This window comes from Bradyrhizobium sp. SRS-191, from assembly GCF_024586915.1.
GTDB lineage: Bacteria > Pseudomonadota > Alphaproteobacteria > Rhizobiales > Xanthobacteraceae > Bradyrhizobium.
On the sequence record NZ_JANBVS010000011.1, the window covers coordinates 233,565 to 258,274 of the forward strand.

At 66.5% G+C, this 24,710-nt stretch carries 17 protein-coding genes and 1 pseudogene; 9 read left to right on the forward strand and 9 right to left on the reverse strand.

Annotation, left to right across the window (positions count from 1 at the left end; genetic code table 11):
- The first annotated feature begins 48 nt into the window (after positions 1–48).
- Positions 49–1,185, forward strand: a complete 1,137-nt coding sequence (locus tag NLR35_RS21010) for a pyridoxal phosphate-dependent aminotransferase (RefSeq protein ID WP_257168427.1) — start codon at positions 49–51, stop codon at positions 1,183–1,185.
- Positions 1,186–1,282: 97 nt separating this feature from the next.
- A complete protein-coding gene (metC, locus tag NLR35_RS21015) occupies positions 1,283–2,449 on the forward strand; it encodes a cystathionine beta-lyase (RefSeq protein WP_257168428.1) in 1,167 nt (388 codons plus the stop codon).
- A 43-nt stretch (positions 2,450–2,492) separates the two neighbouring features.
- Here metC and NLR35_RS21020 read toward each other — a convergent pair whose 3' ends face one another.
- From NLR35_RS21020 to NLR35_RS21035, 4 genes are all read right to left on the reverse strand, one after another.
- Positions 2,493–4,790, reverse strand: coding sequence for a TonB-dependent receptor (locus NLR35_RS21020; RefSeq protein ID WP_257168429.1), 2,298 nt, complete (start codon positions 4,788–4,790; stop codon positions 2,493–2,495).
- Between the two features lie 175 nt (positions 4,791–4,965).
- Positions 4,966–5,307 carry a hypothetical protein gene (locus tag NLR35_RS21025; RefSeq protein WP_257168430.1) on the reverse strand — a complete coding sequence of 114 codons (342 nt, stop codon included), beginning with the start codon at positions 5,305–5,307 and terminating at the stop codon, positions 4,966–4,968.
- Between the two features lie 156 nt (positions 5,308–5,463).
- The gene (locus NLR35_RS21030) at positions 5,464–6,825 is read right to left on the reverse strand and encodes a peptidoglycan DD-metalloendopeptidase family protein (protein WP_257168431.1); all 1,362 of its coding nucleotides are present in this window, start codon (positions 6,823–6,825) and stop codon (positions 5,464–5,466) included.
- Between the two features lie 118 nt (positions 6,826–6,943).
- Positions 6,944–7,675, reverse strand: coding sequence for a peroxiredoxin (locus NLR35_RS21035; RefSeq protein WP_257168432.1), 732 nt, complete (start codon positions 7,673–7,675; stop codon positions 6,944–6,946).
- 505 nt (positions 7,676–8,180) lie between these two features.
- Here NLR35_RS21035 and NLR35_RS21040 point away from each other — a divergent pair.
- Both NLR35_RS21040 and NLR35_RS21045 read left to right on the forward strand, forming a co-directional pair.
- Positions 8,181–11,918, forward strand: coding sequence for a DUF3971 domain-containing protein (locus NLR35_RS21040; RefSeq protein ID WP_257168433.1), 3,738 nt, complete (start codon positions 8,181–8,183; stop codon positions 11,916–11,918).
- Between the two features lie 416 nt (positions 11,919–12,334).
- The gene (locus NLR35_RS21045; protein WP_257168434.1) at positions 12,335–12,817 is read left to right on the forward strand and encodes an SH3 domain-containing protein; all 483 of its coding nucleotides are present in this window, start codon (positions 12,335–12,337) and stop codon (positions 12,815–12,817) included.
- 195 nt (positions 12,818–13,012) lie between these two features.
- Here NLR35_RS21045 and NLR35_RS21050 read toward each other — a convergent pair whose 3' ends face one another.
- The 3 genes from NLR35_RS21050 to tyrS all read right to left on the reverse strand — a co-directional run bounded on the left by NLR35_RS21050 (position 13,013) and on the right by tyrS (position 17,408).
- Positions 13,013–14,710, reverse strand: coding sequence for a methyl-accepting chemotaxis protein (locus NLR35_RS21050; protein ID WP_257168435.1), 1,698 nt, complete (start codon positions 14,708–14,710; stop codon positions 13,013–13,015).
- A gap of 125 nt (positions 14,711–14,835) precedes the next feature.
- Positions 14,836–16,098: an MFS transporter gene (locus tag NLR35_RS21055; protein ID WP_257168436.1), complete on the reverse strand. Its 1,263-nt coding sequence runs from the start codon at positions 16,096–16,098 to the stop codon at positions 14,836–14,838.
- A gap of 56 nt (positions 16,099–16,154) precedes the next feature.
- Positions 16,155–17,408: a tyrosine--tRNA ligase gene (gene tyrS / locus NLR35_RS21060; RefSeq protein ID WP_257168437.1), complete on the reverse strand. Its 1,254-nt coding sequence runs from the start codon at positions 17,406–17,408 to the stop codon at positions 16,155–16,157.
- A gap of 197 nt (positions 17,409–17,605) precedes the next feature.
- Here tyrS and NLR35_RS21065 point away from each other — a divergent pair, with 197 nt between their 5' ends.
- Positions 17,606–18,709 carry an anhydro-N-acetylmuramic acid kinase gene (locus NLR35_RS21065; RefSeq protein WP_257168438.1) on the forward strand — a complete coding sequence of 368 codons (1,104 nt, stop codon included), beginning with the start codon at positions 17,606–17,608 and terminating at the stop codon, positions 18,707–18,709.
- A gap of 82 nt (positions 18,710–18,791) precedes the next feature.
- The gene (locus NLR35_RS21070) at positions 18,792–19,466 is read left to right on the forward strand and encodes a glutathione S-transferase family protein (RefSeq protein ID WP_257168439.1); all 675 of its coding nucleotides are present in this window, start codon (positions 18,792–18,794) and stop codon (positions 19,464–19,466) included.
- Positions 19,467–19,662: 196 nt separating this feature from the next.
- Here NLR35_RS21070 and NLR35_RS21075 read toward each other — a convergent pair whose 3' ends face one another.
- Both NLR35_RS21075 and NLR35_RS21080 read right to left on the reverse strand, forming a co-directional pair.
- Positions 19,663–20,310, reverse strand: coding sequence for an alpha/beta hydrolase (locus NLR35_RS21075; RefSeq protein ID WP_006614822.1), 648 nt, complete (start codon positions 20,308–20,310; stop codon positions 19,663–19,665).
- Positions 20,311–20,637: 327 nt separating this feature from the next.
- Positions 20,638–21,588: a LytTR family DNA-binding domain-containing protein gene (locus NLR35_RS21080; protein ID WP_257168440.1), complete on the reverse strand. Its 951-nt coding sequence runs from the start codon at positions 21,586–21,588 to the stop codon at positions 20,638–20,640.
- Between the two features lie 58 nt (positions 21,589–21,646).
- Between NLR35_RS21080 and NLR35_RS21085 the strand changes: the two genes are divergently transcribed.
- From NLR35_RS21085 to NLR35_RS21095, 3 genes and pseudogenes are all read left to right on the forward strand, one after another.
- On the forward strand, positions 21,647–22,846 hold the full coding sequence (locus NLR35_RS21085) for an acyltransferase family protein (protein ID WP_257168441.1): 1,200 nt from the start codon (positions 21,647–21,649) through the stop codon (positions 22,844–22,846).
- Positions 22,847–22,892: 46 nt separating this feature from the next.
- Complete coding sequence (locus NLR35_RS21090; RefSeq protein WP_257168442.1) at positions 22,893–24,056, forward strand: cysteine desulfurase family protein; 1,164 nt, start codon at positions 22,893–22,895, stop codon at positions 24,054–24,056.
- A gap of 84 nt (positions 24,057–24,140) precedes the next feature.
- Positions 24,141–24,710, forward strand: a pseudogene (locus tag NLR35_RS21095) (Fe-S cluster assembly protein SufB); the annotation flags it as partial.

Genomic DNA, 24,710 nt, shown 5'->3' on the forward strand with positions numbered 1-24,710 from the left:
CCCCGGTCCTCCGAGCGGTAGCTTGAGCGCATCATTCGGAGCTCATCCATGCCTTACGTGCCCGGCCGTTTCCCGCACAACGACATCATCAGCCTGACCTCGCAGCCGGCGCGTTACGATCTCGCCGAGAGCATCGGCCCGGATCTCAGGCTCGGCGCGCTGCTCGCGGAAGGGCTCAGCAGTCATCTGAAGGATCTCGCGTTGAGCTACGGTCCGACCGAGGGCCACGCCGAGTTGCGAGGGCTGATCGCCGCGCGACACGGGGTCGGCGCCGACGATGTCATCACCACCATCGGCAGCATGCAGGCGCTGTTCCTGCTCGCCTTCGTTCTCGGTGAGCCCGGTGCGGAGGCCGTGATCGGACGGCCGGCGTTTCCCAATGCGCGCAACGTGCTTGCGTCGGTGGGCCTGCGCGTTGTCGATTGGTCGCTCCATTTCGACGACGGCTATCGTTTCGACATCGACCGCCTGCGATCGCTGCTGACGGCGCGCACGCGGCTGGTCAGCCTGGCCTCGCCGCAGAATCCGTCCGGCGTGGCGATGTCCCATCGCGAGCTGCGCGAGGTGCTCGCGGCGATGGACGAGATCTGTCCCGAGGCTTTCCTGCTGGTGGATGAGACCTATCGCGAGGCGGTGCATGGCGAGGCGGAGCCGCGTCCGAGCGTCGTTGCGCAGGATCGCCGCATTATCAGCTGCGCGTCGTTCTCGAAATGCCATGGTGCGCCGGGCATCCGCACCGGATGGATGATCACGCGCGACGAGGCGCTGCGCGCGCAGCTCGCGCTCGGCAAGTTCAACACGACGATCTCGAACTCTGTCGTCGATGAAGCGATTGCGCTGCTCATCCTGCGCCGGCTGGACACGATCATGCGCGACCGGCGCCGTCATCTCGCCGCGGGCCTGGCGCGGGCCGCCGCGTTCGTTGCCGATCATGCCAGGCTGATCGAATGGATCAGGCCGGATGCCGGCGCGCTGTGCTGCATCAGGCTGCGGCGTGAGATGTTCGACGACGGGGACGTGGAGCGCTTTCATCGCGGGCTGGCTGCGCGTGAAACACGCGTTGCGCCGGGATCGTGGTTCGGCGACGAATCGCGGGTCTTTCGTCTCGGCTTCGGCGTGCTGCCGTTGCCCGAGCTCGACGAGGCGCTGCATCGCGTGGCGCAGGCGCTGACAGCGGCGACGTGAGCAGGAGGCTGGCATCGGCCGAGCGTCGAGACGTTGTCAGCGCGCTGCGCGCGCGATTGCGCTACGATCGTCGCCGGCATTGTCTCACGAGGTTTCCATGCACGATCTCACCCGCTGCGTTCAGCATCCTGCCGTATCCCAGGACGGCTTCAAGTCGCTGGCCGTTCCGACCCATCGCGCCTCGACGATCGTCTATGACGATCCGCAGGATTTTGCGCGGCGCGCCGCGCGCGGCCTGGATGGCTACACCTATGGCCTGCATGGCACGCCGACGACCCGGACGCTGGAGGCGCAGATCACGGCATTGCACGGCGGCGAGCGCACCGTGCTGGTTCCGAGTGGGCAGGCTGCGGTCGCGATCACGATGCTTGCCGTGCTCAAGCCGGGTGACAAGGTGCTGATCCCGGATCACGTCTATCCGCCGGTGCGCCATCTCTGCGCGACCTATCTCGCCTCGCGCGGTATCGCGCATGAGGTCTACGACCCGCTGATCGGGGGCGGCATCAGCGATCTCATCGATGCCGGCACGAAGCTGGTCTGGCTGGAATCGCCGGGCTCGGGCACGATGGAGGTGCAGGATGTGCCGGCGATCGCGCGGGCCGCGAAGGCTGCGGGCGTGCTCACCGGCTGCGACAACACCTGGGCGAGCCCGCTGCTGTTCAAGCCGCTGGCGCATGGCGTCGATTTCGCGGTGGAGGCGCTGACCAAATATGTCGGCGGCCATTCCGACCTGCTGCTCGGCTCGATCACGGTCAGGGATCTCAGCTTGCGCAAGGCGCTCAAGGATGTGCTGGGCGTACTCGGGATCGGCGTGTCGCCCGACGAGGCGGCGCTGGCGCTGCGCGGCATCGAGACCATGGGCGTGCGCATGGCGCATTCCGGGCGCGTCGCGCTGGAGTTCGCCGAGCGGCTGCAAGCCGCGCCGGCCATCGCGCGCGTGCTGCATCCGGCGCTGCCGTCCTGTCCCGGCCACGAGGTGTTCGTGCGTGACTTCAAGGCTGCGAGCACCGTGTTCAGCCTCGTCATCAAGCCGGAGTTTGCAACACGGGTCTATTCTGCGCTCGGTCATCTCAGGATGTTCGCGATCGGCGCCTCCTGGGGCGGCACCCACAGCCTGATCGCGCCGATGGATGTCACGGCCGACCGCACGGTGCGGCCATGGAATGCAGCGGAAGGCTTGGTGCGGCTGAGCATCGGGCTGGAGGAGCCCGGCGAGCTCTGGGCGGATCTGTCGCGGTTTCTGGATGCGCTCGAAACCTCCTGAGACATGCCGGCCCACGGCTTGCGCGCCGCGGGCCGGCCCGTCGTCAGAAGCTCACGCTGAGCCGCGCATTCAGTGAACGACCAGGACCCTTGACGGAGTAGCCGTAGGCTGCGGATGAGCCCATCATCGACACCACTTGATAGTCGACCAGATCGGCGCCGCCGAGCGGCAGGTCATAGGTCCGGTTGAACAGGTTGTCGACGCCGAGATCGAGCCGCACGTGCTGCCACTGATAGCCGGTGCGCAGGTTGACCAGAGCGTAGGACGCCGTGGTCAGCTCGTTGCGGACCTGGCTCACGACATTCTTGGAGCCGACGAGCTGCAGCTCGACCGAGTTGGTCCAGCCGCCGAGATGATGATCGAGCGCGAGCTTCGCGTTGACCGGCATCATGTGGTAGAGGTCGACGCCGTCGGTGCGGTAGCCCCTGACGTAGCTGATCAGGCCACGGATCTGGCCGTGGCCGTAGGTCAGGTCGTCCCACACCGTGAGGCGCCCTTCGACATTGACGCCGGCCAGCGTGGCGTCGTGGTTGGCGAACTGCAGATAGACGAAGCCGGTATTGGTCGTCAGGTTGGCGGGGTTGCTGGCGAGGCAGCTCGCCGTTTTGCAGCGGTCGACGTCGATGTAGTCCCGCACGTAGCTGGCATAGGGCGTCACCTTGACGTCCCACAGCTTCTGCGCCGGATCGTGCCAGCCGGCGGTGAAGCTGACGGTGTGCGCCTTCTCCGGCTTGAGGTCGAGATTGCCGACATAGCCGTTGCCGTCGCCGAACCAGCCGATCATCTGCATCGCCATCGCATTGGTCGACCAGGCGTAGCGCTCATAGAGGTTCGGTGAGCGCGTCTTGCGGGCGAAGCCGAGCTCGAACTGGCTGATCGCGTCGGGCTCGTAGCGGACGAGCGCGGAGCCATCGAGGTGCACGTCGGTCCGGGCATGATCGGCAGCGTTGAACGCCGCGGCGTCGGCGCCGTACATCATCGCGTTGTAGCCCGAGACGTTGCCGGTGTTCATCCGCACGATGTCGTTGCGCAGGCCGACGATCGACGTCCACTGCCGATCCCAGTGCCGCTCCCATTCGACGAAGGTGCCGATGCGGTCGCGCTGTCCGCCGTTGATGTTGATGAAGCTGTTCGGCCCCATCATCATCGACCCTGCAACCGGGCTCCACCAGTCGTCGAGCCGGTTGAGCGCAAGCTCGTTGCCGACGCGCAGGAGGTCCTGGCCCGACACCGGCAGCGTCGCCTTGATCGCGTAGCCACCGTCCAGGCCCTTGGTGTCCATCGGCATCGAGGCGACCTTGTCGGGCGCGATGAAGCCCATCGTGTGCCGGATCTGATGCACGAAGGCGGACGCCTCGAGCATGCCCCAGTCGAACGTGCCTTCGTAGCGGCCGTTGGCGAACAGGCCGCGGTTGTAGACCATGTCCATGTACTGGTTCACATAGCCCTGGTAGGGGATGAACTGGCCGCCGACCTGGAACGTGAACAGGTTGCCGAAGCTGCGCTTGGAGATGCTGATGGCGTGGTTCTGCGTCTCGTACAGCGTCGACTTCACGGTGGTGCCGTCGCCGGCCTTGTAGTTGCGGGAACGGACCCAGCCGCCGGTGTAGGTGACGCTGGTGTCGCGGTTGGCGGCGGTGGCCGTCGCATCGACGCCATAGGCGTTGCCGTTGCTGCGGAAGAAGCTGGAGATCCGGGTACTGGCGATCCAGCCGTCGGTCGCCGCGAAGGTGGGCGGGGCCGTGGTGACATCGATGCGGCTGCCGATGTAGTCGCCTCCGACCGAGACCGGGCCGATGCCGAGATAGGCGCGCATCTTCGCGATCATTGCCGGATTGACGAACGACAGCGGCGGATTCATCTCGTTCGGGCAGGCCGGCGAGATCAGCATCGAGTTGATCGCGACCTGGAGCCGGTCGGCGCCCATGCCGTTGATCGCGGGCAGGCTGGAAACGCCGCCGGCGCCCCAGGCTGCGCCGCCCGGCAGATCGGTGACGAGGCCTGCCGAATCGCTCGAGTCGAGACCGCGATCGAAGGCAGCCTGCGCCGGCAGCGTACGGCTTGCGGTGGCCGGCGCTGTATCTTTGCGCGCGGCCGGCTCAGCGGAACGCGTTGCGGGTGCGTGAGCCTCGTGAGGCTGATGGTTCACGGCAGGCCGCGGCTTCGCATTGCGCGGACGCGCGGGGTCGACGGTGACTGTCGGCAACGACGCTGCGGGGCGGGCGAGGGCGGGTCCTGCTGCGGAGCATAACAAGGCTGTCGCTGCGAGCAGCGCGGACGATATCGGCCGCGGAGGTGCGGAGGCGGTGGGCGGCTTTGAGCCTGAAAGGACGTTCGACATGACGAACTCTGAAAGGATGCTGCGCAGATCTCTGCGCATGAGACCGGGAGCCAGGCGCGCGCCAGCGGCGCCCGGCTGATGAGACCGAGATGCGCGTGCCATCAAGCTGCGGCTCCGCGAGAGCGGAGGCGGCATGTGGCACAGCGATGGATCTTGAAAGGGCGGCGAAAGCCGCTCAGGTGCGCAGAGGCGGTGCGCGCGCCCGGTGGGCGGCGTCGACCTCGGCGATCGCAATCCGGTGCGGTGCGATCGGTTCGTAGGCAATGCCGAGGAAGCGCCGTAGCGTGCCTGCTGGCGCGTCCGGCGGCATTAGCAAGGCGAAAGCGGGTGTGACGCAGAGCGGGCAATGGGCCGCCGATACCGTCGCCGGCGCTTCCGTGTCGGTGCGGTCGGCCAGGCCAGAATCGCGGTCGATCTGTTCGTGGCAGATCTCACCGAATGCAAATGCAAAGCTCGGCGGCAGCCAGGCGTTCAAGCTCACCGCAAGCGTGACCTGCACTGCGAGCACATAGGCCATCGCACAGGCGATGACGCCCGTCAGATGTTTGCTATGCGCTGAAATGCGATGCACGGCCCTGAAATCCCCGCAGCATGCTTAGCATGCCCCGGGGACCAGCACCAATTGCGATCGCGCAACGCCGTTGCGCATCAGCCGCGCGTCTGGATGAGATTTCTAACCCGCGCTCAACCGCACACCCGCGCGCAAGAACTTCTGCGGGTCGACGGCTTCGCCGTCGATGCGGGTTTCGTAGTGCAGATGCGGGCCGGTCGAACGGCCGGTGGAGCCGACTTCGCCGACGATGTCGCCGATCTTCACCTGCTGGCCGATCTTGACGTTGATCTCGGAGAGATGGCCGTAGCGGGTGGAGAGGCCATTGCCATGATCGACCTCGACCATGCGGCCATAGCCACCGGCCCAGCCGGCGTTGACGACCTTGCCATTGGCGGTGACGCGCACTGGATCGCCGGTCGCGGCGCGGAAGTCGAGGCCGGTGTGCATCGCCGGGCGGCCGAGGAACGGATCGGAGCGCACGCCGAAGCCCGAGGTGAACTCGACCTCACCGATGACGGGCTTGCGATAGGGCACCAGCGACAGCGTGCGGTTCATCTTGTCGACCTGCGCGCGGGTGATGCTGATGCGATAGAGCTGGCGCTCGAACGGGCCGGACTCGGCGCTGAGCTTGACCGGCACGAACGGGCCGCCCATGCCGCCCTTCGGTGCGGCCGCTTCGAGCTGGCCCATGTCGAGGCCGAGATCGGTGATCACGCCGCGCATCCGGCGCAGCTTGGATTCCAGCGTCTCTTCGGCCGAGGCCAGCATCGCGACCTGGCGCGCCTCGACCTGGTCGAGCGAGCGCGTCAGCCGCGTCAGCACGTTGTCGACGCCCGCGAGTTTGGTGGATTGGCTCGGCTGCACATTGGCCAGCACGGGACTGCGCGATTCGAGCCGCGCCTCGCGGTCCGGCGGCGCGGTGAAGGTCACGGTATCGCTGATCGGCGACGGCTTCGGCGTCGACGGCGCGGCCGAGGGTTCGATCGCCGGGCCACGCGCCGGCGTGCGGATCGAGCCGGTGATGTCGGGCATGCTGCCGAGCGCGGTGGCGCGGCCTTCCAGCGCGGTCTGGCGCTTGAGGATCTGGTCGAGCTTCTGGTCGAACTGCTCCTGGTCGAGCAGCTGCCGGCTGGTGGCGCGGTCGACCTTGGCGCGCAGCTCGGAGATGCGATCCTCGTAAGCGTATTGCATCTCGGCCTGGCGCGCGATCAGCCGTGTCAGCACGTCGTCGCGGAACGCGAAATAGGTGGCGGTCGCCGCCGACCAGATGCCGAGCAGGCTGACGGTGCCGACCACGATCCAGAACACCACAGGGCCGATGCGCACCTGCTTGCCGGCATGCACGAGCGTGTAGTCGCTCTGCGAGGCGGCCGGCGCAGGGGCGGGATGAGGGGCGGGCGTGCGCCGCTGCTGTACGGCGCGCCCGCGGTCATGAGGATGGTGTTGGGGATATTCGGCGTACTGGCCGGAACGATGCGACATCGACACTCCCGCGCCGGCCGGAGATCGTCGTGTCCAGCGGCGTCATTTACGGGAGGGATTTGACCCCTGCATGGTTAATTTTCCCCCAACACCATGCCTCGCAGTCCTACAGGGATTCCTACAGCGCCTTGGCTGCGGCCAGCACTGCATCGGCGTGGCCGTCGACCTTGACGTTGCGCCAGACTTTGGCAACGCGGCCGTCGGCGCCGATCAGCACCGTGCTCCTGATGATGCCGAGAAACTTGCGGCCATAGAGCGACTTCTCGCCCCAGGCGCCATAGGCCTCCAGCATCTCGTGGGTCTCGTCGGAGATCAGGGGGACGGCAAGGTCGTGCTTGTCGCGGAAATTGTCCTGCGCCTTCACCGAATCGGCCGACACGCCGAGCACCGCGGTGCCGGCGGCCGCGAAGTCTTTCGACAGGCGCGTGAAGTCGATCGCCTCCTTGGTGCAACCGGGCGTGTTGGCCTTGGGATAGAAGAACAGCACCAGCTTCTGGCCGGCATGGTCGGCCAGCGAAACGGTTCCGCCGCCGTCGCGCGGCAGCTTGAAGGCGGGAGCCTTGGCGCCTTCGACAAGCCCCGTGGGAGCGGCAGCCGGTGCGGCCGGCTTCACAGGCTTGGCCTTTGCCGCGGTCTTGGGGGGCGCAGCCTTGCTGGTCACGGCCTTTGCAGCCTTGGTGGTGGTCTTCTTGGCCGGCTTGGTCGTTGCGGGCTTGGTCGTTGTGGGCTTGGTCTTTGTGGGCTTGGCGGTCTTTTTCACCGCCTTCTTGGCCGCCGCGGCCGCCCGGTTCCCGGCGGATTGTCCGTGCGTTGCCGGATTGGAGGATTTCTTCCGTGATTCCTTTGACATACGCCTTCCTTTCGTCGCTTTCGGCGGCTCAAAACTGAAACTATCTCGGTTCTTGTCCGGTGTCCCGGGATCGATCTTGCATCCGTGCTTCGGCGTGTGGGGGCGATGCCTCTTGCGGCGCTCGGGAAATCACGGGTACCAGCATGCGTGAGTACCAAAGCCATGACGACTCTCGTACCGTCTCCGGATCATGCGTCCCGGCCACAAATTTCGATCCCGTCCGGCGTGGCGCCGGTCGACCGGTACGAGCGGGTGGGCAAACCAGACGACGGCAGGGTATAGTGACGTGGATCGAGCGCTTCGTCTGGCCCGGGTCGCGGGCATGATCGAAGCGGGCGGCTTACGGAGCGCCCGCTGAAGCGCGGCGGGATCGACGGAGGACGCGGCCAATGCGGGCGAGCAGCGGACGCACTCCGTGAACGGTCGGGGCCACATCGGCGACCAATCTGGCTGGGGCCAGATTGTCTCCACAGCATCGGACACCAGGGGCCAGCACCGAGAGGCAATGGCAAGACAATCATCACCCCACCGGCCCCATCTGCAAGCGGACACCCAGGGCCAACAGTGGGATGAGGCCGACTGGGACGTCGCCGATCAGCACCTGGCCGATCAGGATTTGGCCGATCAATACGAAGACGCTGCCGAGCATGACGAGTCGAGCGGACAACGCGCGCATCGGCTGCTGTCGCGCGCCCCTGCCGAGCCGGCCGCTCCCGGCCAGCTCGACGCACTCGGCCGGCGCCGGCCCGGCCGGCGGTGGTTGCGGCGAATCGCGGTTTCCGGCTTCGTGCTGCTGCTGATCCTCGCGGTCGGCTTCGGCGGGTTGTGGTTGCGGCTCGGTGCCGGTCCGATCAGCCTCGATCTGGCCACGCCGTGGCTTGCGGCGGCGATCGAGGACAATATCGGGCACGGCAACACGGTCGAGGTCGGCGGCACGCAGATCGAGCGCGCCGGCCGAATCCGGATTGCGGTCCGCATCCGCGACATCGTCGTGCGCGACCAGGATCACGCCATCGTCGCCAGCGCGCCCAAGGCCGAGGTGCGGCTGTCGGGCGCCGCACTGCTGATGGGGCAATTGCGCGCCGAGAGCCTCAAGCTGGTCGATGCCGAGCTCGCCATCCGGATCACGCCCGACGGCACCGTCACGGTATCGACCGGCGAGACCGCCAAGCCGCTGGCCACCGGCGTTGCCTCAAAGCGCGATGCCGGTCTGCCGCCGACCTTCCCTCGGCCGGGTCAGGCGTCTGCGCCGACGCCCGGTGCGCCCCAGGCCGGCGGGCCGCAGGCTGCGCCGGCGACTCCGGCGGCGCCGGCCGCTGCGCCCACGATGGCCCAGTCCGGCCTGCTCGCGGGGCTCGACTGGCTCGACAGCCTCAGCCTGACCGGGCTCGACGGCCAGAACCTGAACGAGATCGGCCTCAAGAACGGCGTGCTGACCGTCGACGATCAACAGCGCGGCAACAAATGGACGTTCGAGAACATCAGCCTCAGCCTGCGCCGGCCGTCGGGCGGCGGTGTCGCGCTGAGCCTGGGCGAGGAGGGCGCCAAGCCGTGGTCGCTGCGCGTTCTGGTCGGGCCGCAGGCGAACGGCGTGCGCTCGATCGAGGTCAAGGCCGACAAGGTATCGACCAGCAACATCCTGCTCGCGCTGCGGCTGAAGGATCTCACCTATATGGCGGATCTGCCGCTGACGGGTGACATCAAGGGCGAGCTCGCCCGCGACGGCCTGCCGACCTATCTGCGCGGCAAGATCAACATCGGCGCCGGCAACATCATCGACACCGATACGCCCGACTATCCGATGGCGATCGATTCCGCCGAGCTGAACATGGAATGGGATGCCGGCCGCCGCGTGCTGGTCGCTCCCTTCAAGGTCGTCTCGGGCGCCAACCGCGTCACGCTGAACGCCAATCTCGAGCCGCCGAACGACGCGGTCAACGACTGGCGGCTGAACCTCAGCGGCGGCACCATCCTGCTCGGCGCTGTTGCCAACGACCAGCCGCTGATCTTCAACCGGATCTCGATCAACGTCCGCTTCGACACCGAAGGCAAGCGGGTGCTGCTGACGCAGGCCGAGGTCTCCAACGGCGAGATCGGCGTCGCCGGCACCGGCAGCATCGACTATGCCGGCGAGCCCAGGCTCAAGCTCGGCTTCGCCGCGACGCCGATGCCGGCGCTCGCGATGAAGCGGCTGTGGCCAGCGCTGATCGTGCCGGAGGTGCGGGCCTGGATGATCGAGCGCATCGAGCGCGGCAACGTCCAGCGCATCGACATCGCGGTCAATTCGCCGACCCGCAACCTGCCGCGCAAGGGCCCGCCGATTCCGGACGACGGCCTCGACGTCAACGTCGTCGCGACCAATGTGACGGTCCGCCCCGTCGACGGCCTGCCGGCGGTGCGCGATGCCGACATGAAGGCGCATGTCACGGGACGTACCGCGACGGTGACCGTCGGGCAGGGCGTCGCCGACACGCCCGCGGGACGCAAGCTCAACGTCTCCGACGTCGTGTTCGAGGTGCCGGACATGGCGCCGAAGCCGTCGCCGTCCAAGGTGCGCATGCGCGTCGACGGCCCGGTTGCGGCCGCGGCCGAGATCCTCGCCTCCGATCGGCTGAGCGACATGTCCTCGATTCCGATCGACCCCGCGCAGACCAAGGGCACGTTCCAGGCGAACGTCAATCTGGCGATGCCGGTCAAGGGCGAGCTGACCAAGGCCGACACCAACTACACGGTCACGGCGGATCTCAACGGCTTCGCGGCCGACAGGCTGGTGATGAACCAGAAGCTCGAGGCCAACACACTCAAGATCGTGGCCAACACCCAAGGCTACCAGGTCAAGGGCGACGTCAAGATCAACGGCCAGCCGGCGACGCTCGACTATCGCAAGCCGAGCGAGGGTGACGCCGACATCAAGATGCAGGCGATCCTCGATGACGCGAGCCGCGCGCGGCTCGGCATGGATCTGGGCACCGCCATCAGCGGCAACGTGCCGCTGAAGCTGAACGGCAAGATCGCGGGCTCGCCCGATCGCGACAGCCGCCTCGGCGTCGAGGCCGACCTGACCCAGCTCAAGCTCGACAACCTGCTGCCGGGCTGGGTGAAGAATCCGGGCAAGGCGGGCAAGGCCACCTTCAACGTCGTGGCGAAGCAGCAATCGACGCGCTTCGAGGACATCAACATCGAAGGCGGCGGCGTGGCGATCAAGGGCTCGCTCGAGGTCGACCAGAACGGCGACCTGATGAATGCGAACTTCCCGACCTATTCGCCGTCCGAAGGCGACAAGACGCAGCTCAAGGCCGAGCGCGGCCAGGACGGCGTGCTGAAGCTGTCGATGCGCGGCGACGTGTTCGACGGCCGCGGCTTCCTGAAGACGGCGATCTCCGGCACCAACAAGGATGCCGACAAGAACAAGGCGCGCTCCAATCTCGACTTCGACGCCGAGGTCAAGCTCGGCGCGGTCGCCGGCTTCAACGGCGAGGCGCTGCGCAGCGTCGACGTCAAGCTGTCGCGGCGCGGCGGCGCCTTCAAGAGCTTCAACCTGACCGGCAAGGTCGGCCGCGATACGCCGGTCACCGCCGACATCCGCGTCGGCCGCGAGGCCCCCAGCGCCGATCCGCGCGCGCGCCGCCAGGGCCGCGAGGTGATCTATCTCGTGACCAATGACGCCGGCGCTTTGCTGCGCTTCGCCGACACCTATTCGAAGATGGCCGGCGGCGAGCTCGAGCTCGCGATGGAGCCGCCGACGGCCGACACCAGCCCCAAGGAAGGTCTCGCGATCGTCCGCAACTTCACGGTCAGAGGCGAGCAGGCTCTCGATCGCGCGGCCTCGGGCGCTGCGCAGGGCGCCTCGCAAGGCATCGCCTTCACGATGCTGCGCGCGGAGTTCACGCGGCAGAACGGGCTGCTCTCGATCCGCGACGGCGTCGTCAAGGGACCGACGCTCGGCCTGACCATCGAAGGCAGCATCGACTACAACGTCAACCAGGTCCGCGCGTCCGGCACGATCGTGCCGCTGTACGGGCTGAACAACATGTTCAACCAGATCCCGATCGTCGGCCTGTTCCTGGGCGGCAGCAACGAAGGCCTGTTCGGCGTGACCTACGAGGTCGTCGGCACGCCGAGCCAGCCGGTGGTACGCATCAACCCGATCTCGGCCATGCTGCCGGGCGTGACGCGCAAGATCATGGACTTCAACACCGGCAAGCAGCAATACCCGCCGGCCGAGCTGCCGCCGAACAATTGACGCCTGCACGGCGCGCCCGGATTCCGGCGCGCCTCGAGCGGTGGGCGGAAAACCGCCGCACGCTGCTGTTGTTGCGATGATCTCAAGCTTTGAATGAGGTTCCAGCCGGAGGCGCGGTGATCGCCGCGCGCTCGAGCCGGCCGCATGCATGCGGCCATCCGCCAGATGTGCATCACGACTTCGACAGACAGATCGTAAAGCAGCGCGCCGACCTCATTGGTCAGTCTGCCGTAAGCCTGCGACGGCAATAGGCTCGCGTCTCATCGGACGAATTCTGGTGAGACACATAGCGGGCCGCGTTCCGGCCCCATCGGATGCCACGTCATCGGACCTGTGGCGGCGTCCGGATGTCACCGACGTTACGAATTCGACATTCGCCCGCAGCGATGGGCGGATGATCGACAAGGAGTTGTTACGTGAAAGCCAAGCTTCTCTTTCAGATGGCCGCAGTGCTGATCGTCGTGGGCCTGAGTCATGAGGCCGGCGCCGCCGAACATGAAGGCTACGCCGGGGTCAACCTGAACGTTCGATCCGGACCAAACGTGCGATTCCCCGCGGTCGGTGTCCTCGGAGCAGGGTCGTCGCTGACGATTCACGGCTGCCTCAGAGGCTACAGGTGGTGTGACGTCAGTGCTTCCGGACTTCGCGGCTGGGCGTCGGGCGCCCACATTCAGTTCACCTACGAGACACGGCGCGTCTACGTTCCCGCCTATGCGCCGCGGATCGATCTCCCTGTCCTGACCTTCCAGATCAATACCTATTGGCAGGACCATTACCGCGAACTGCCGCTGTACGGCGACTTGCCCCAGTGGACCGACTATCATTGGGAGGAGAGCGATCTGCCGCCGGGGTGGCGCGACAATTGGGACGACGACTATGTCGGTCACGAATATGAGTGACGCCGGCGCGTAAAGCCCGCTGGCGGGGGCCGTGGGGCGGGCTGAACTGCCCCGCGGCGAGGCCGTCTCTCCGGGGATCAAGCATCATCGTCGAGCAGATCGCTGCATCTCGCGGCGATCTGCTTTGTTCGTCTGGCGGGAATGCGTGACGGAGAGGGATCGTTCGCGCGACACGGCTCGAGCAGATCAAACTCATCAGGCCGCTCTGACACCTGCCAGGAACGTGTTCACTTCGCGCGACAATTGTTCGGCCTGCTTGGAAAGGTTGCCGGCGGCGATCAGGACGTGGCCTGCGGCGCTGCCGGTCTCATGGGCCGCAGTCGAGACGCCGCCGATATTGGCGGTGACGTCGCGCGTGGCCTGTGCCGTCTGGGTGACGTTGCGCGCGATCTCGGCGGTGGCCGTTCCCTGCTCCTCGATGGCGGACCCGATCGTCGCGGCAATCGCGGAGACTTCCTCGATGGTCAGGGTGATGCCGTCGAGCGCGCCGACCGCTTCGCGCGTCGCGTTCTGGATCTGGGCAATGCGGTCACCGATCTCCTGCGTCGCCTGCGCGGTCTGGCTGGCGAGGCTCTTCACTTCGGCGGCGACCACCGCGAAGCCGCGCCCGGCTTCGCCGGCCCGCGCCGCCTCGATCGTCGCGTTGAGCGCCAGCAGGTTGGTCTGGCCTGCGATGCTGGAGATCAGTTCGGCGACGTGCTCGATCTGCTTGGCGCCGTCAGCCAGGGCGCGGACGATCCCGTCGGTATGGCGCGCGCTCTCGACGGCCCGGCCGGTGACCTCGGCGGACTGGGCGACCTGACGGCTGATCTCGGTGATCGAGGAGGTCAATTCTTCCGCAGCGGTGGCCACGGTCTGCACGCGCGAACTCGCCTCCGTCGCGGCGGAGCTCACGGCGGTGGCGCGCGCATTGGTGCTCTCGGCCGTGCCGGTCATCGATTTCGCGGTGGCTTCGAGCTCTCCGGCGCCGGAGGCCATCAGCGCTACGAGTTGACCGACAGAGGCATCGAAACGATCGGCCATGGCGATCAGCGCCTCGCGCTTTTCGGCTTCGCTGCGCTGCTTGGACGCCGCCTGGTCCTGCTCGAGCGTGCGCGCGGTCATCGCGGTCTTGCGCAGCACCTCCAACGTCTCGGCCATGCGGCCGATCTCGTCCCGGCGCTCGGTCTCGGCCACCGGCTGCTCGAGCCGCCCGCCGGCGACGTCCTGCATGCGGTCCTTCAGCCGATGCAGACCGCCGACCACGTTGTGCGAGATCAGGAACGACAGGACGCCGAGCAGCACCAGCAGCGCCGCACCGATCCCGGCGAGCCGCATCAGCAGTGCGTAGACGTCCGCCTCGATGTCGTCGACATAGAGCCCATAGCTCATGACGATGTTCCATGGCGTGAAAGCGCGGACGAAGACGACTTTGCGCAGCGGCTCGGTCTGGCCAGGCCGTGGATAGAGATACGAAGTCGTGCTGCCTTCGGGCTTCTGCTGCGCGGCCTTGATCTGCGCATCGGCGATCAGAACGCCGTTGGCGTCCTTGGTGCCGAGGATCTTGCCTTCCAGCTTTTCATTCGCCGCGTTCAGAAGCAGCGCCGAATCCGGCGCGTTATAGGCAATCGGATAGCCCTGGCCGTTGTTGAACGTCATCCGCCGCGCCAGGTAGCGGAACTTGTTCTTGGCTTCCTCGACCGTCATCTTTCCTGCCGCAACCTCGGTTTGCAGCGTTTCTGCGAGCCCATAGACGAGGTCGACCGCCGTGTGCATCTGGGTGATGCGGTCTTCCAGCATGCGCGCGCGGCTGAGCCAACCGGCGACGGCGACGATCGCGATCACCGTCGCGATGGCCAGGATCACCATGCTTGCAAGCTTGGTGCGGAACTTCATGTGGCTGAGCAGGGTCACGGCGTCCTCATTGTTCTTGTTGTCAGGACAACTACCACCAAGCTGCTTACTAATCATGAATACGTGATTAGTCGGCGCCGTCCACTATGTGGACGGGCATCTTCAGGCCGGCGATCGGCGCGCGGCTACCTGCGCAGGGCAGGAACCACAAGGAACGGGATCATGCCGATGATGACGCTGACGAGCGCCAGCAGAATGACGGCATCATAGCCGTGCGTCAGGTCGTGAATGACGCCGCCGCTCCATGACCCCAGCGCCGAGCCGAGCCCGCTGCCGATGGTGATGGTGCCGTAGATGGTGCCGAGCCGCTTGCCGCGGAAGATCTTCATCGCGGTGGCGGACAACAGCGGGCCGCGCGAGCCGATCATGCTGCCGAAGCAGACGACGAAGCCGGTGAGGAGAAAGATGTTGGGCCAGACTTGCAGCGCCCACAGCATCAGGATGCCCGCGATCGATACCGCGTAGGAGAACAGCACCGACGGCCTGCGCCCGATCAGCCCGTCGAGCGCGGAGACCCCGAGCATGCCGAACAGCAGCACGACGCCGGAGAAGCCCCAGGCGGTGGCAGCCTGCAGCGGCGCGAAGCCGGCATCGATCAGATAGGCGACGACTTGCGGCGCGATCGCGTACATGCCGACGGCGGTGAAGAAGAAGGTCGAGAACAGCGCCCAGAAGGCGTGGTGACGCAGCGCCCGTGACAACGTCCAGGCATCGTCGGCGAGTTCGTCGGCCAGCGGTTTCGTCACGTGCGGCGCACCGGCGGCGAACAGTCGCCACGGCAGCAGCGCCAACGGCACCAGCAGGATGAAGGCGGCGGCGCCGAACGTCTGATAGGCGCTGCGCCAGCCGATGGCGTCGATCAGGAGCTGCGAGCCCGGCAACAGCAGCAGCACGCCGGCGCCGGTGGCGGAATAGATCACCGCCATGGCGGTCGACAGCTTGGCGCCGAACCAGCGGCCGAGCAGAATCGAGTTCGGGACGTTGCCGATCAGCGCGATGCCGATGCCCACGCACAGCCCGATACTGAGCTGGAACTGCCACAGCGCCTTCGCCTGCGCGGCCGCTGTGAAGGCTGACCCCAGCAGCAGCAGGCCAAGCGCAAACACGGCGCGTGGTCCGGAGTGGTCGAACAGCCGGCCGATGACAGGCGCGGCGAGGCCGCCGGCCAAGGCGGTCATCGAATAGATCGAGACCACCTCGGAGCGATCCCAGCCAAAGTTGTCGGAGATCGGCTTGAGGAAGACGGTGAAGCTCTCGCCAAGCCCGCGGCCGAGCACGGACAGCGCGAAGCAAAGGCCCAGCACGACGAATGCCGTCCGCCCCGCCTGAGGCGGCGGGATCGGCGTCTCCTCGACTTGCGCAGGCTCTGGCGGCGCGCTGATCGTCATGGCTGTCAGGGAGCGCCGTTCGGCGCGCCCTGACAAGCAGGCAAAAGCGAATGCGGCTATGCAGGCTTGACCAGCACGTGGCGCTTCTTGCCGAGCGACAGCTTGATCACGCCCTCGCTGGTCAGCTCCGCCCTTGTCAGCGCCATCTTCTCGTCGGTGACCGCGACGTCGTTGACGCGCAGGCCGCCGCCCTTGATCTGGCGGCGAGCCTCGCCGTTGGAAGCGACGAGGCCGGCCTTGACGAAGGCGTTGAGCACGCCGAGGCCTGCGTCGAGCTCACTTTTGGCGACCTCGACCGTCGGCAGGTTCTCGGCGATGGCGCCTTCCTCGAAGGTGCGGCGGGCAGTCTCGGCCGCGGTGCGCGCAGCCTCTTCGCCGTGCAGCAAGGTGGTCGCCGCATCGGCCAGCGCCTTCTTGGCCTCGTTGATCTCGGCTCCCTGCAGCGCGCCGAGCTTCTCGATCTCGGACAGCGGCAGGGTGGTGAACAGCTTGAGGAACTTGACGACGTCGGCGTCCTCGGTGTTGCGCCAGTACTGCCAGAAATCATACGGGCTGCACTGGTCGGCGTTGAGCCAGATCGCGCCCTGCGCGGTCTTGCCCATCTTGGCGCCGGAGGCGGTGGTCAAGAGCGGCGTGGTCAGCGCGAACAGCTGCTCGGTGCCCATGCGGCGGCCGAGCTCGACGCCGTTGACGATGTTGCCCCACTGGTCGGAGCCGCCCATCTGCAGCCGGCAACCCGTGCGCCGCGCCAGCTCGACGAAGTCGTAGGCCTGGCAGACCATGTAGTTGAACTCGATGAAGCTCATCTCCTGCTCGCGCTCGAGGCGCAGCCGCACGGAGTCCATCGTCAGCATGCGGTTGACCGAAAAGTGCCGGCCGATGTCGCGCAGCATCTCGATCCAGTTCAGCTTGGTCAGCCATTCGGCATTGTCGAGCATGATGGCGTCGGTCGCCGCATCGCCATAACGCAGCACTTTGGCGAACACGCCGCGGATCGAGGCCTTGTTGGCTTCGATCTCGTCGACCGTGCGCATCGCGCGCGTCTCGTCCTTGCCGGAGGGATCGCCGACCATGGTGGTGCCGCCGCCCATCAGGGTGATCGGCTTGTTGCCGGTCTGCTGCAGCCAGTACAGCATCATCATGGTCAGGAAGTTGCCGATGTGCAGCGAGCGTGCGGTGCAGTCATAGCCGACATAGGCCGTCGCCTGGCCCTTGGCGGCGAGCGTATCCAGTCCCTCGAAATCCGAACACTGATGAATGAATCCGCGGCTTTGCAGCACGTTCAGGAAATCAGACTTGAAGCCAGTCATGGTCGGGCTGCTCTGAGCTTTTGTTTACGGTATTGGCCTGATGTCGCGGCCGGCTGCGGGAGGGTGGCTGCCGCCGGTCCGGGCGTTGTGGCATTATAGGACGCGCCGGGCTTGTACAAGGTCATGTGCAAGACGACGGCGGGACCTCAAATCAGCCGTACTTCCAGGCGAGGCCGGGATTTTCAGGTTCGACTGCAATGATTCTGACCGCACTTGGCCTCATGAGTGGCACCTCGCTGGACGGGGTGGATCTGGCCTTGATCGAGACCGACGGGCGGCAGATCAAGAGCCTCGGTCCGTCCGGCTATCGGCCTTACAGCCCCGCTGAGCGCAGTCTGCTGCGCGAGGCGCTCGCGGATGCCGTCCAGATCGATCGGCGCGAGGCGCGCCCCGGGCGGGTTCGCGACGCCGAAATGGCCGTGACATTGGCGCACGCCGAGGCGATCGCGGCGTTCCTGGCGCAGCACCGGCTCAAGCCCGAGGATATCGACATCGTCGGCTTCCACGGCCAGACCGTGCTGCACCGGCCGGAGCGACGCCTGACGGTGCAGATCGGCGACGCCGCCGGGCTCGCCAAATCGGTCCACATCCCCGTGATGCATGATTTTCGCGCCGCCGACGTCGATTTCGGCGGGCAGGGCGCGCCGTTCGTGCCGGTCTATCACCGTGCGCTGGCGCAGTCGCTGTCGCGGCCGGGGCCGGTCGCGGTGGTCAATATCGGCGGCGTCTCCAACATCACTTATATCGACGGCGAGGACGTGCTGATCGCCTGCGACACCGGCCCGGGCAATGCGCTGCTCGACGACTTCATGCACCGCACGACGGGCCAGGCGTTCGATCAGGATGGCCGCGTGGCGGAGCAGGGCACGCCGGACGAGGCGTGGATCGCGGGCGCGCTGGCGCTGCCATTCTTCGCGCTGCCGCCGCCGAAATCGCTCGACCGCAACGACTTCGCAGCGTTGAAGCTTGGCGATATCAGCCCGGCGGACGGCGCAGCCACGCTGACGGCGTTCACGGCCGCCGCCATTGCCAGCATCGTGCCGTTGCTGCCGAAGCCGCCGGCGAGCTGGATCGTGTGCGGCGGCGGCGCCCGCAACCACACCATGATGCGGATGCTGCGCCAGCGCCTCGCGCCGGCGAGCGTCGAGTCGGCGGATGCGCTGGGCTGGTCGGCCGACGCGATCGAGGCGCAGGCCTTCGGCTTTCTGGCCGTCCGCGGCATGAAGGGCCTGCCGCTGAGCTATCCCACCACCACCGGCGTGCCATTTCCGATGACCGGCGGGGTGATCGCGCGGCCCTGATCCATGCGTCTGCATCCATCTTGACAGCTTCATGCAAGTGCATCTAGTTTGATGCATCTGCATCAAACTAGCCGAGGATGTCATGTCTGTCCTGAAGCTGATCAGCCACACGCTCTGCCCCTATGTGCAGCGCGCGGTCATCGTGCTCACCGAGAAGGGTGTCGCCTTCCAGCGGATCGACATCGATCTCGCCAACAAGCCCGACTGGTTTCTCAAGCTGTCGCCACTCGGCAAGGTGCCGGTGCTGGTGGTCCCCACGGCTCAAGGCGAGGTGGCGCTGTTCGAGAGCAACGTGATCTGCGAGTACATCGAGGAGACGCAAGGCGGCGCGAAGCTGCATCCCGAGGGCGCCCTGGCGCGGGCACAGCATCGCGCGTGGATGGAGTTCGGCTCGGCGATCCTCGGCGATCTCTGGGGGCTAGAGACGACGCAGGATGGTCAGGTGTTCGCCGCCAAGCGCGAGGCGCTGACAGCGAAGTTCGCCCGCGTCGAGGCGGCGCTGGGCGAGGGACCGTATTTCGCGGGCGCGCAGTTCAGCCTGGTCGACGCGGTGTTCGCGCCGGTCTTCCGCTGTTTCGATGTGTTCGATGCGTACGGCGATCTCGGCATTTTTGCAGCGACACCGAAGGTTCGCGCGTGGCGCGATCAGCTGGCGCAGCGGCCGAGCGTGAAGACAGCGGTCAGTGCGGAATACCCGCAGCTGTTGCGCGCATTCCTGATGCGGCACGATGCCTATTTGCTGCAGCAGGCGGCGTAGGCCCGCGAATCGTAGGGTGGGCAAAGCGAAGAGATCGGCGCGAAGCGCTGATATCTTCGCGTGGCCACCGTTGGTTCAGCGCTACGCATCGAGATGGTGGGCACGGCGCGTTTGCGACTATCCGTGCCGATGAAGTATCGGACACGCCTTTGCCCACCCTACAGAATGTCGGCTGGCGCTACGAACGCGCGTGGCCTCACCTCACATTGGCGAGACGCATGTCGAGATACGCCGTGATCGTTTCCATCAGCGGCTCGAGCTTGCCGTCGAAGAAGTGGTTGGCGCCGGGGATGACCTGCTGGTCGATGACGATGCCCTTCTGCGTCTTCAGCTTCTCGACCAGGGTGTTGACGTCCTTCGGCGGGACCACCGCATCCTTCTCGCCGTGGACGATCAGGCCGGAAGACGGGCAGGGCGCCAGGAACGAGAAGTCGTAGAGATTTGCGGGCGGGGCGATCGAGATGAAGCCCTCGACCTCGGGGCGGCGCATCAGGAGCTGCATGCCGATCCAGGCGCCGAACGAGAAGCCGGCGACCCAGCAGGCGCGCGCCTCGGGGTTGATGGTCTGCGCCCAGTCGAGCGCCGACGCCGCATCCGACAATTCACCGGTGCCGTGGTCGAACGAGCCCTGGCTGCGGCCGACGCCGCGGAAATTGAAGCGCAGCACCGAGAAGCCGCGATGCGCGAAGGCATAGTAGCACTGGTACACGATCTGATGGTTCATCGTGCCATGGAACTGCGGATGCGGATGCAGGATCATCGCGATCGGCGCGTTCTTCTGCTTCGCCGGATGGTAACGGCCTTCGAGGCGGCCGGCCGGACCGTTGAAGATGACTTCAGGCATCAGAGAATCCTTGGCAGAGCATCAACCGACTTCGTCCGTGCTTCATCTGGCGCTCGCCGACGATGTCATCAGGAAAAGTGGTGATCGAGCGCCATCCGTTCGCTTGGACGGAGCGGCGCAGGCGTGACTGGAAGTTGGCCTTCTAACATGGAGCGCAGGGCAAAAAGCAAGGATTTTCAACGGCCGGAAGCGGGGGTGGGGCCAGGGCCCCAAGCTGGGGAGCGAACGCCCATGGCTTGATCCGGTGTGCTCGGGATCGAGCGTAAATAACTGAAATCGAATAGGAAAGAGTTGGCCCCGCCGTCGCTCCAGGAGGGGTCGGGGCGATCATGAGGGTGCGGCGGGACGCGCCAGCGCGGCGACGGCTGCCCGGTAGCGGCGACTTCCCTGCAGCGACTGGCCGGTGTCGAAAACGAGGTCGAAATCGCCGGAGGGTTTGAACTCCACGGCGGTCACTCGGTCGAGATTGGCCAGCTTGGTCCGGTGCACGCGGACGATCCGATAGACACCGAGCTCAGCTTCCGCGGCGGCCAGGGTGCCGCGGATCAGGTGCTCCGTGCGGTCGCCCAGCCGGTACTCGATGTAATTTCCCGCCGAACTGACCCAGAGAATCTCGCGCGGGTGGACCCGGATGCGGCTGGTGCCGTCACGCAGCCAGATCGATTGCGGCAGCTGCCGCGGCGTGACCGAGAGTGGCGGCTCGGTCTCGCGTCTGCGCAGAGCGATCACCTCGCGTCGGCCGTCGGCCAGCCAGACTGTGCCGCCGATCAGCGCCGCGGTGATGGAGTCCTTGCGGAATTCATACAGCAGCGTCGCGAAGGACAGGTTGAAGTCATAGGAGCTCCCGATGGCCCAGAGCGCCAGCTTCCGCAGCCAGACCATGCCGGCGATGTGGAGGGTCGAGAAGCTCGCAACCGCCAGCACCGCGATTGCGATCCGCGGCCACCAGTGCGACATCTCGCGGGCCCGCCGTATCGCCATCACCAGGATCGGCATGGCCAGCAGGATGACGGCGATGCTGGACAGCTCCCAGAACACCAGTCGGCCGGGATCGGGGGGCTCGCCACGTCGCGCCGCATCCTGCGCCGCCGACAGGGCATTCACGATTCCGATCGCGACGGCGATCGCCGCGATCGCCCCGAACATGGCCGCGTCACCGCTGATCCCCCGACGACCACCGCTCGTCCCCGACGGCTGCGTTTCGTCCCGTGGGCTCCCGGCCTCGTCCCGGGCCGGTTCGATCGTCGCTGCATCCCTGTCAGGTTTCGTCTCGGACATCTCGACTCAGCCCCGGCGCGTCCATCCCAACCTGCGTCCGGTCAAGGAGGCGGCCCTCATGACGACATCACGGCAAGATTCTCTCTCGGAACGGCGCATCGATCTCGACTGGGTCCGGATTGGCGCATTCGGCTTTCTCATCCTCTACCACGTCGGCATGCTCTACGTATCCTGGGGCTTCCACATCAAGAGCGCCCACAGGCTGGTCTGGCTCGAGCCGGTGATGCTGCTGCTCAACCCCTGGCGTCTGTCGCTGCTGTTCCTGGTCTCGGGCGTGGCGACCCGCTTCATGCTGCGCAAATATGACCGGCTGTCGCTGTTCGGGGCGCGCTCGGCGCGGCTGCTCATTCCGCTCGTCTTCGGCATGCTCGTGATCGTGCCGCCGCAATCCTACATCCAGGCCGTCGAGAGCGTCGGCTATGCCGGCGGCTTCGTCGACTTCTATCTGCGGCACTATCTCAGCTTCTCGGTGCAGTTCTGCCCGGGACCCTGCATCGTGATGCCGACCTGGAACCATCTGTGGTTCGTGCTCTATCTCTGGGTCTACACCGCAGCCACGATCGGCGTGCTGGCGTTGTGGCCGTCGGTCGCCGAGTGGCTGGGCGCGAGACTTGGCGCCGTGCTCACTGGGCCGTGGCTGCTGATCCTGCCATGCGCCCTGTTTGCCGTCTGGCGTGTCGTGCTGTTTCCACTGTTTCCGTCGACCCACGCGCTGGCCGGCGACTGGTACAACCACGCCGACTATGCGACGGCCTTCCTGATCGGCTTCCTGCTGGCGCGCGAGGAGGCTGTATGGTCGGCGCTGGAGCGCGGACGCTGGGCGGCGCTCGGCTGCGCGGCCGCTGTGTTCACCGTTTTCATCTCGATTCGTGCCGGCTTCGGTGCGACCTTGGTGGACCTGCCGGTGCTGAAGACGAGCGCAAGCATCGCCTATGGCTGCTATCAATGGCTGGCGATGGCCGCGGTGCTCGGGATGGCGCGGCGCCTGGTCTCGGCCGACGGGCCGGTGCGGCGCTATCTGACGGATGCGATGTTTCCCTATTACATCGTGCATCAGACCGCGATCATCATGATCGCGCACGCCTTGCAGGGCAGCGGCCTGTCGGCCGGGCTGGAAGCCGGCATCATCATCGCGGGCACTGTTGCGGTCTGCGGTGTCACCTATGAGATCGTGCGGCGGATCGGCTGGCTGCGGCCGCTGTTCGGGTTGCGGATGGGAACGAACGCGCCGGTGAAGGCGGTACAGCAGCCGGCCTGAGGCGCGGTTCCGATTGGCGCGGTCGCGCAAGGTGATAAGAGAAGCCATGCCCGATCGCGTCTACCTCGACTGGAATGCCACCACGCCGCTGCGCCCCGAGGCGCGCGCGGCGATGCTGGCGGCGTTCGACCTCGTCGGCAATCCGTCCTCGGTGCATGACGAGGGCCGCAAGGCGCGGCGGGTGATGGAGGAGGCCCGCGCGGTGATCGCCCGCGGCCTGGGAACCGCGCCGCGCCGCGTCGTGTTCACCTCCGGCGGCACGGAGGCCAACACGCTGGCCTTGAGTCCCGGGCTGAAGGCGCCGGCCGGGCCGGTGGAGCGGCTGCTGGTCTCGGCGGTCGAGCATGCCTCGGTGCTGGCCGGCGGCCGGTTTGCGCCGGCGGCGGTGCAGGTGATCCCGGTCGATCGGTCCGGCGTGGTCGAACTCGGCCGTCTCGAAGCCATGCTGGCCGGCGATCCGCCGGCGCTGGTCTCGGTGATGGCCGCCAACAACGAGACCGGCGTGCTTCAACCGGTTTCGCAAGTCGCCGAGATCGTCCGCCAGGCCGGCGGCCTGCTGCATGTCGACGCGATCCAGGCCTTCGGCAAAATTCATCTCGATATCAACCAGATGGGCGCAAATCTTGTGACCGTCTCTGCGCACAAGATCGGTGGCCCCAAGGGCGTCGGCGCCCTGGTGCTCGGCGGTGGGGTCGAGGACGTCATCCCCATCCTGAGGGGCGGTGGACAGGAGCGGGGGCGCCGGGCGGGAACCGAGAATGTGGCTGGGATCGCCGGGTTCGGCGCCGCGGCGCGCGCGGCTCTGGCGGGACTTGAGGCGGATCTGCCCCGGGTCACAGCGCTCCGTGACGCGCTCGAGACCGGCCTGCGCCAGACGCCCGGTGTCCTGGTGTTTTCGTCCGATGCGCCGCGGCTGCCCAATACCACGCTGTTTACGGCACCCGGGCTGAAGGCGGAGACCGCGGTGATCGGCTTCGATCTCGAAGGTATCGCAGTATCTTCCGGGTCGGCCTGCTCCTCGGGAAAGGTTCAGGCCTCGCACGTGCTGGAGGCCATGGGCGCCAGTTCCGCCGCCGCCCAGGGAGCGGTGCGCCTCAGTCTGGGCTGGTCCACGACCCCAGCGGAGGTCGATCGGGCCGTCGAGGCTTGGCGAAAGCTGTCGATGACCCTACTTAAAGGACGTGACGAAACAGCGCTTGAGCGATTCTAAGGGCGTGATTTCGTCGGCGAAACGTCGTAAGACGGTTCCCAGAGATGTCCACCGCGGTCCTTGAAACCGCGAGCGGAGGATGGAATGCCAGCCGTACAAGAGACGGTCGACCGCGTCAGGCGGATCGACGTTGACCAATATCGCTATGGATTCGAGACCGTCATCGAATCCGAGAAGGCCCCCAAGGGCCTGTCGGAAGACACGATCCGCTTCATCTCGGGCAAGAAGAACGAGCCTGCCTGGATGCTCGAATGGCGCCTGGAGGCCTATCGCCGCTGGCTGACCATGCAGGAGCCGACCTGGGCGCGCGTCGACTACCCGAAGATCGACTTCCAGGATCTATATTACTACGCCGCGCCGAAGCCGAAGAAGCAGCTCTCCTCGATCGACGAGATCGATCCGGAGATCCTGAAGACCTATGAGAAGCTCGGCATTCCCCTGCGCGAGGTCGCGATCCTCGAGGGCGTCGAGCCCCGGCCCGGCGCCGGCAGCCCGGAGACGCGCAAGATCGCGGTCGACGCCGTGTTCGATTCAGTGTCGGTGGCGACGACGTTCAAGGAGGAGCTGAAGAAGGCCGGCGTGATCTTCATGCCGATCTCGGAGGCGATCCGCGAATATCCCGAGTTGGTGCAGAAATATCTCGGCAGCGTGGTG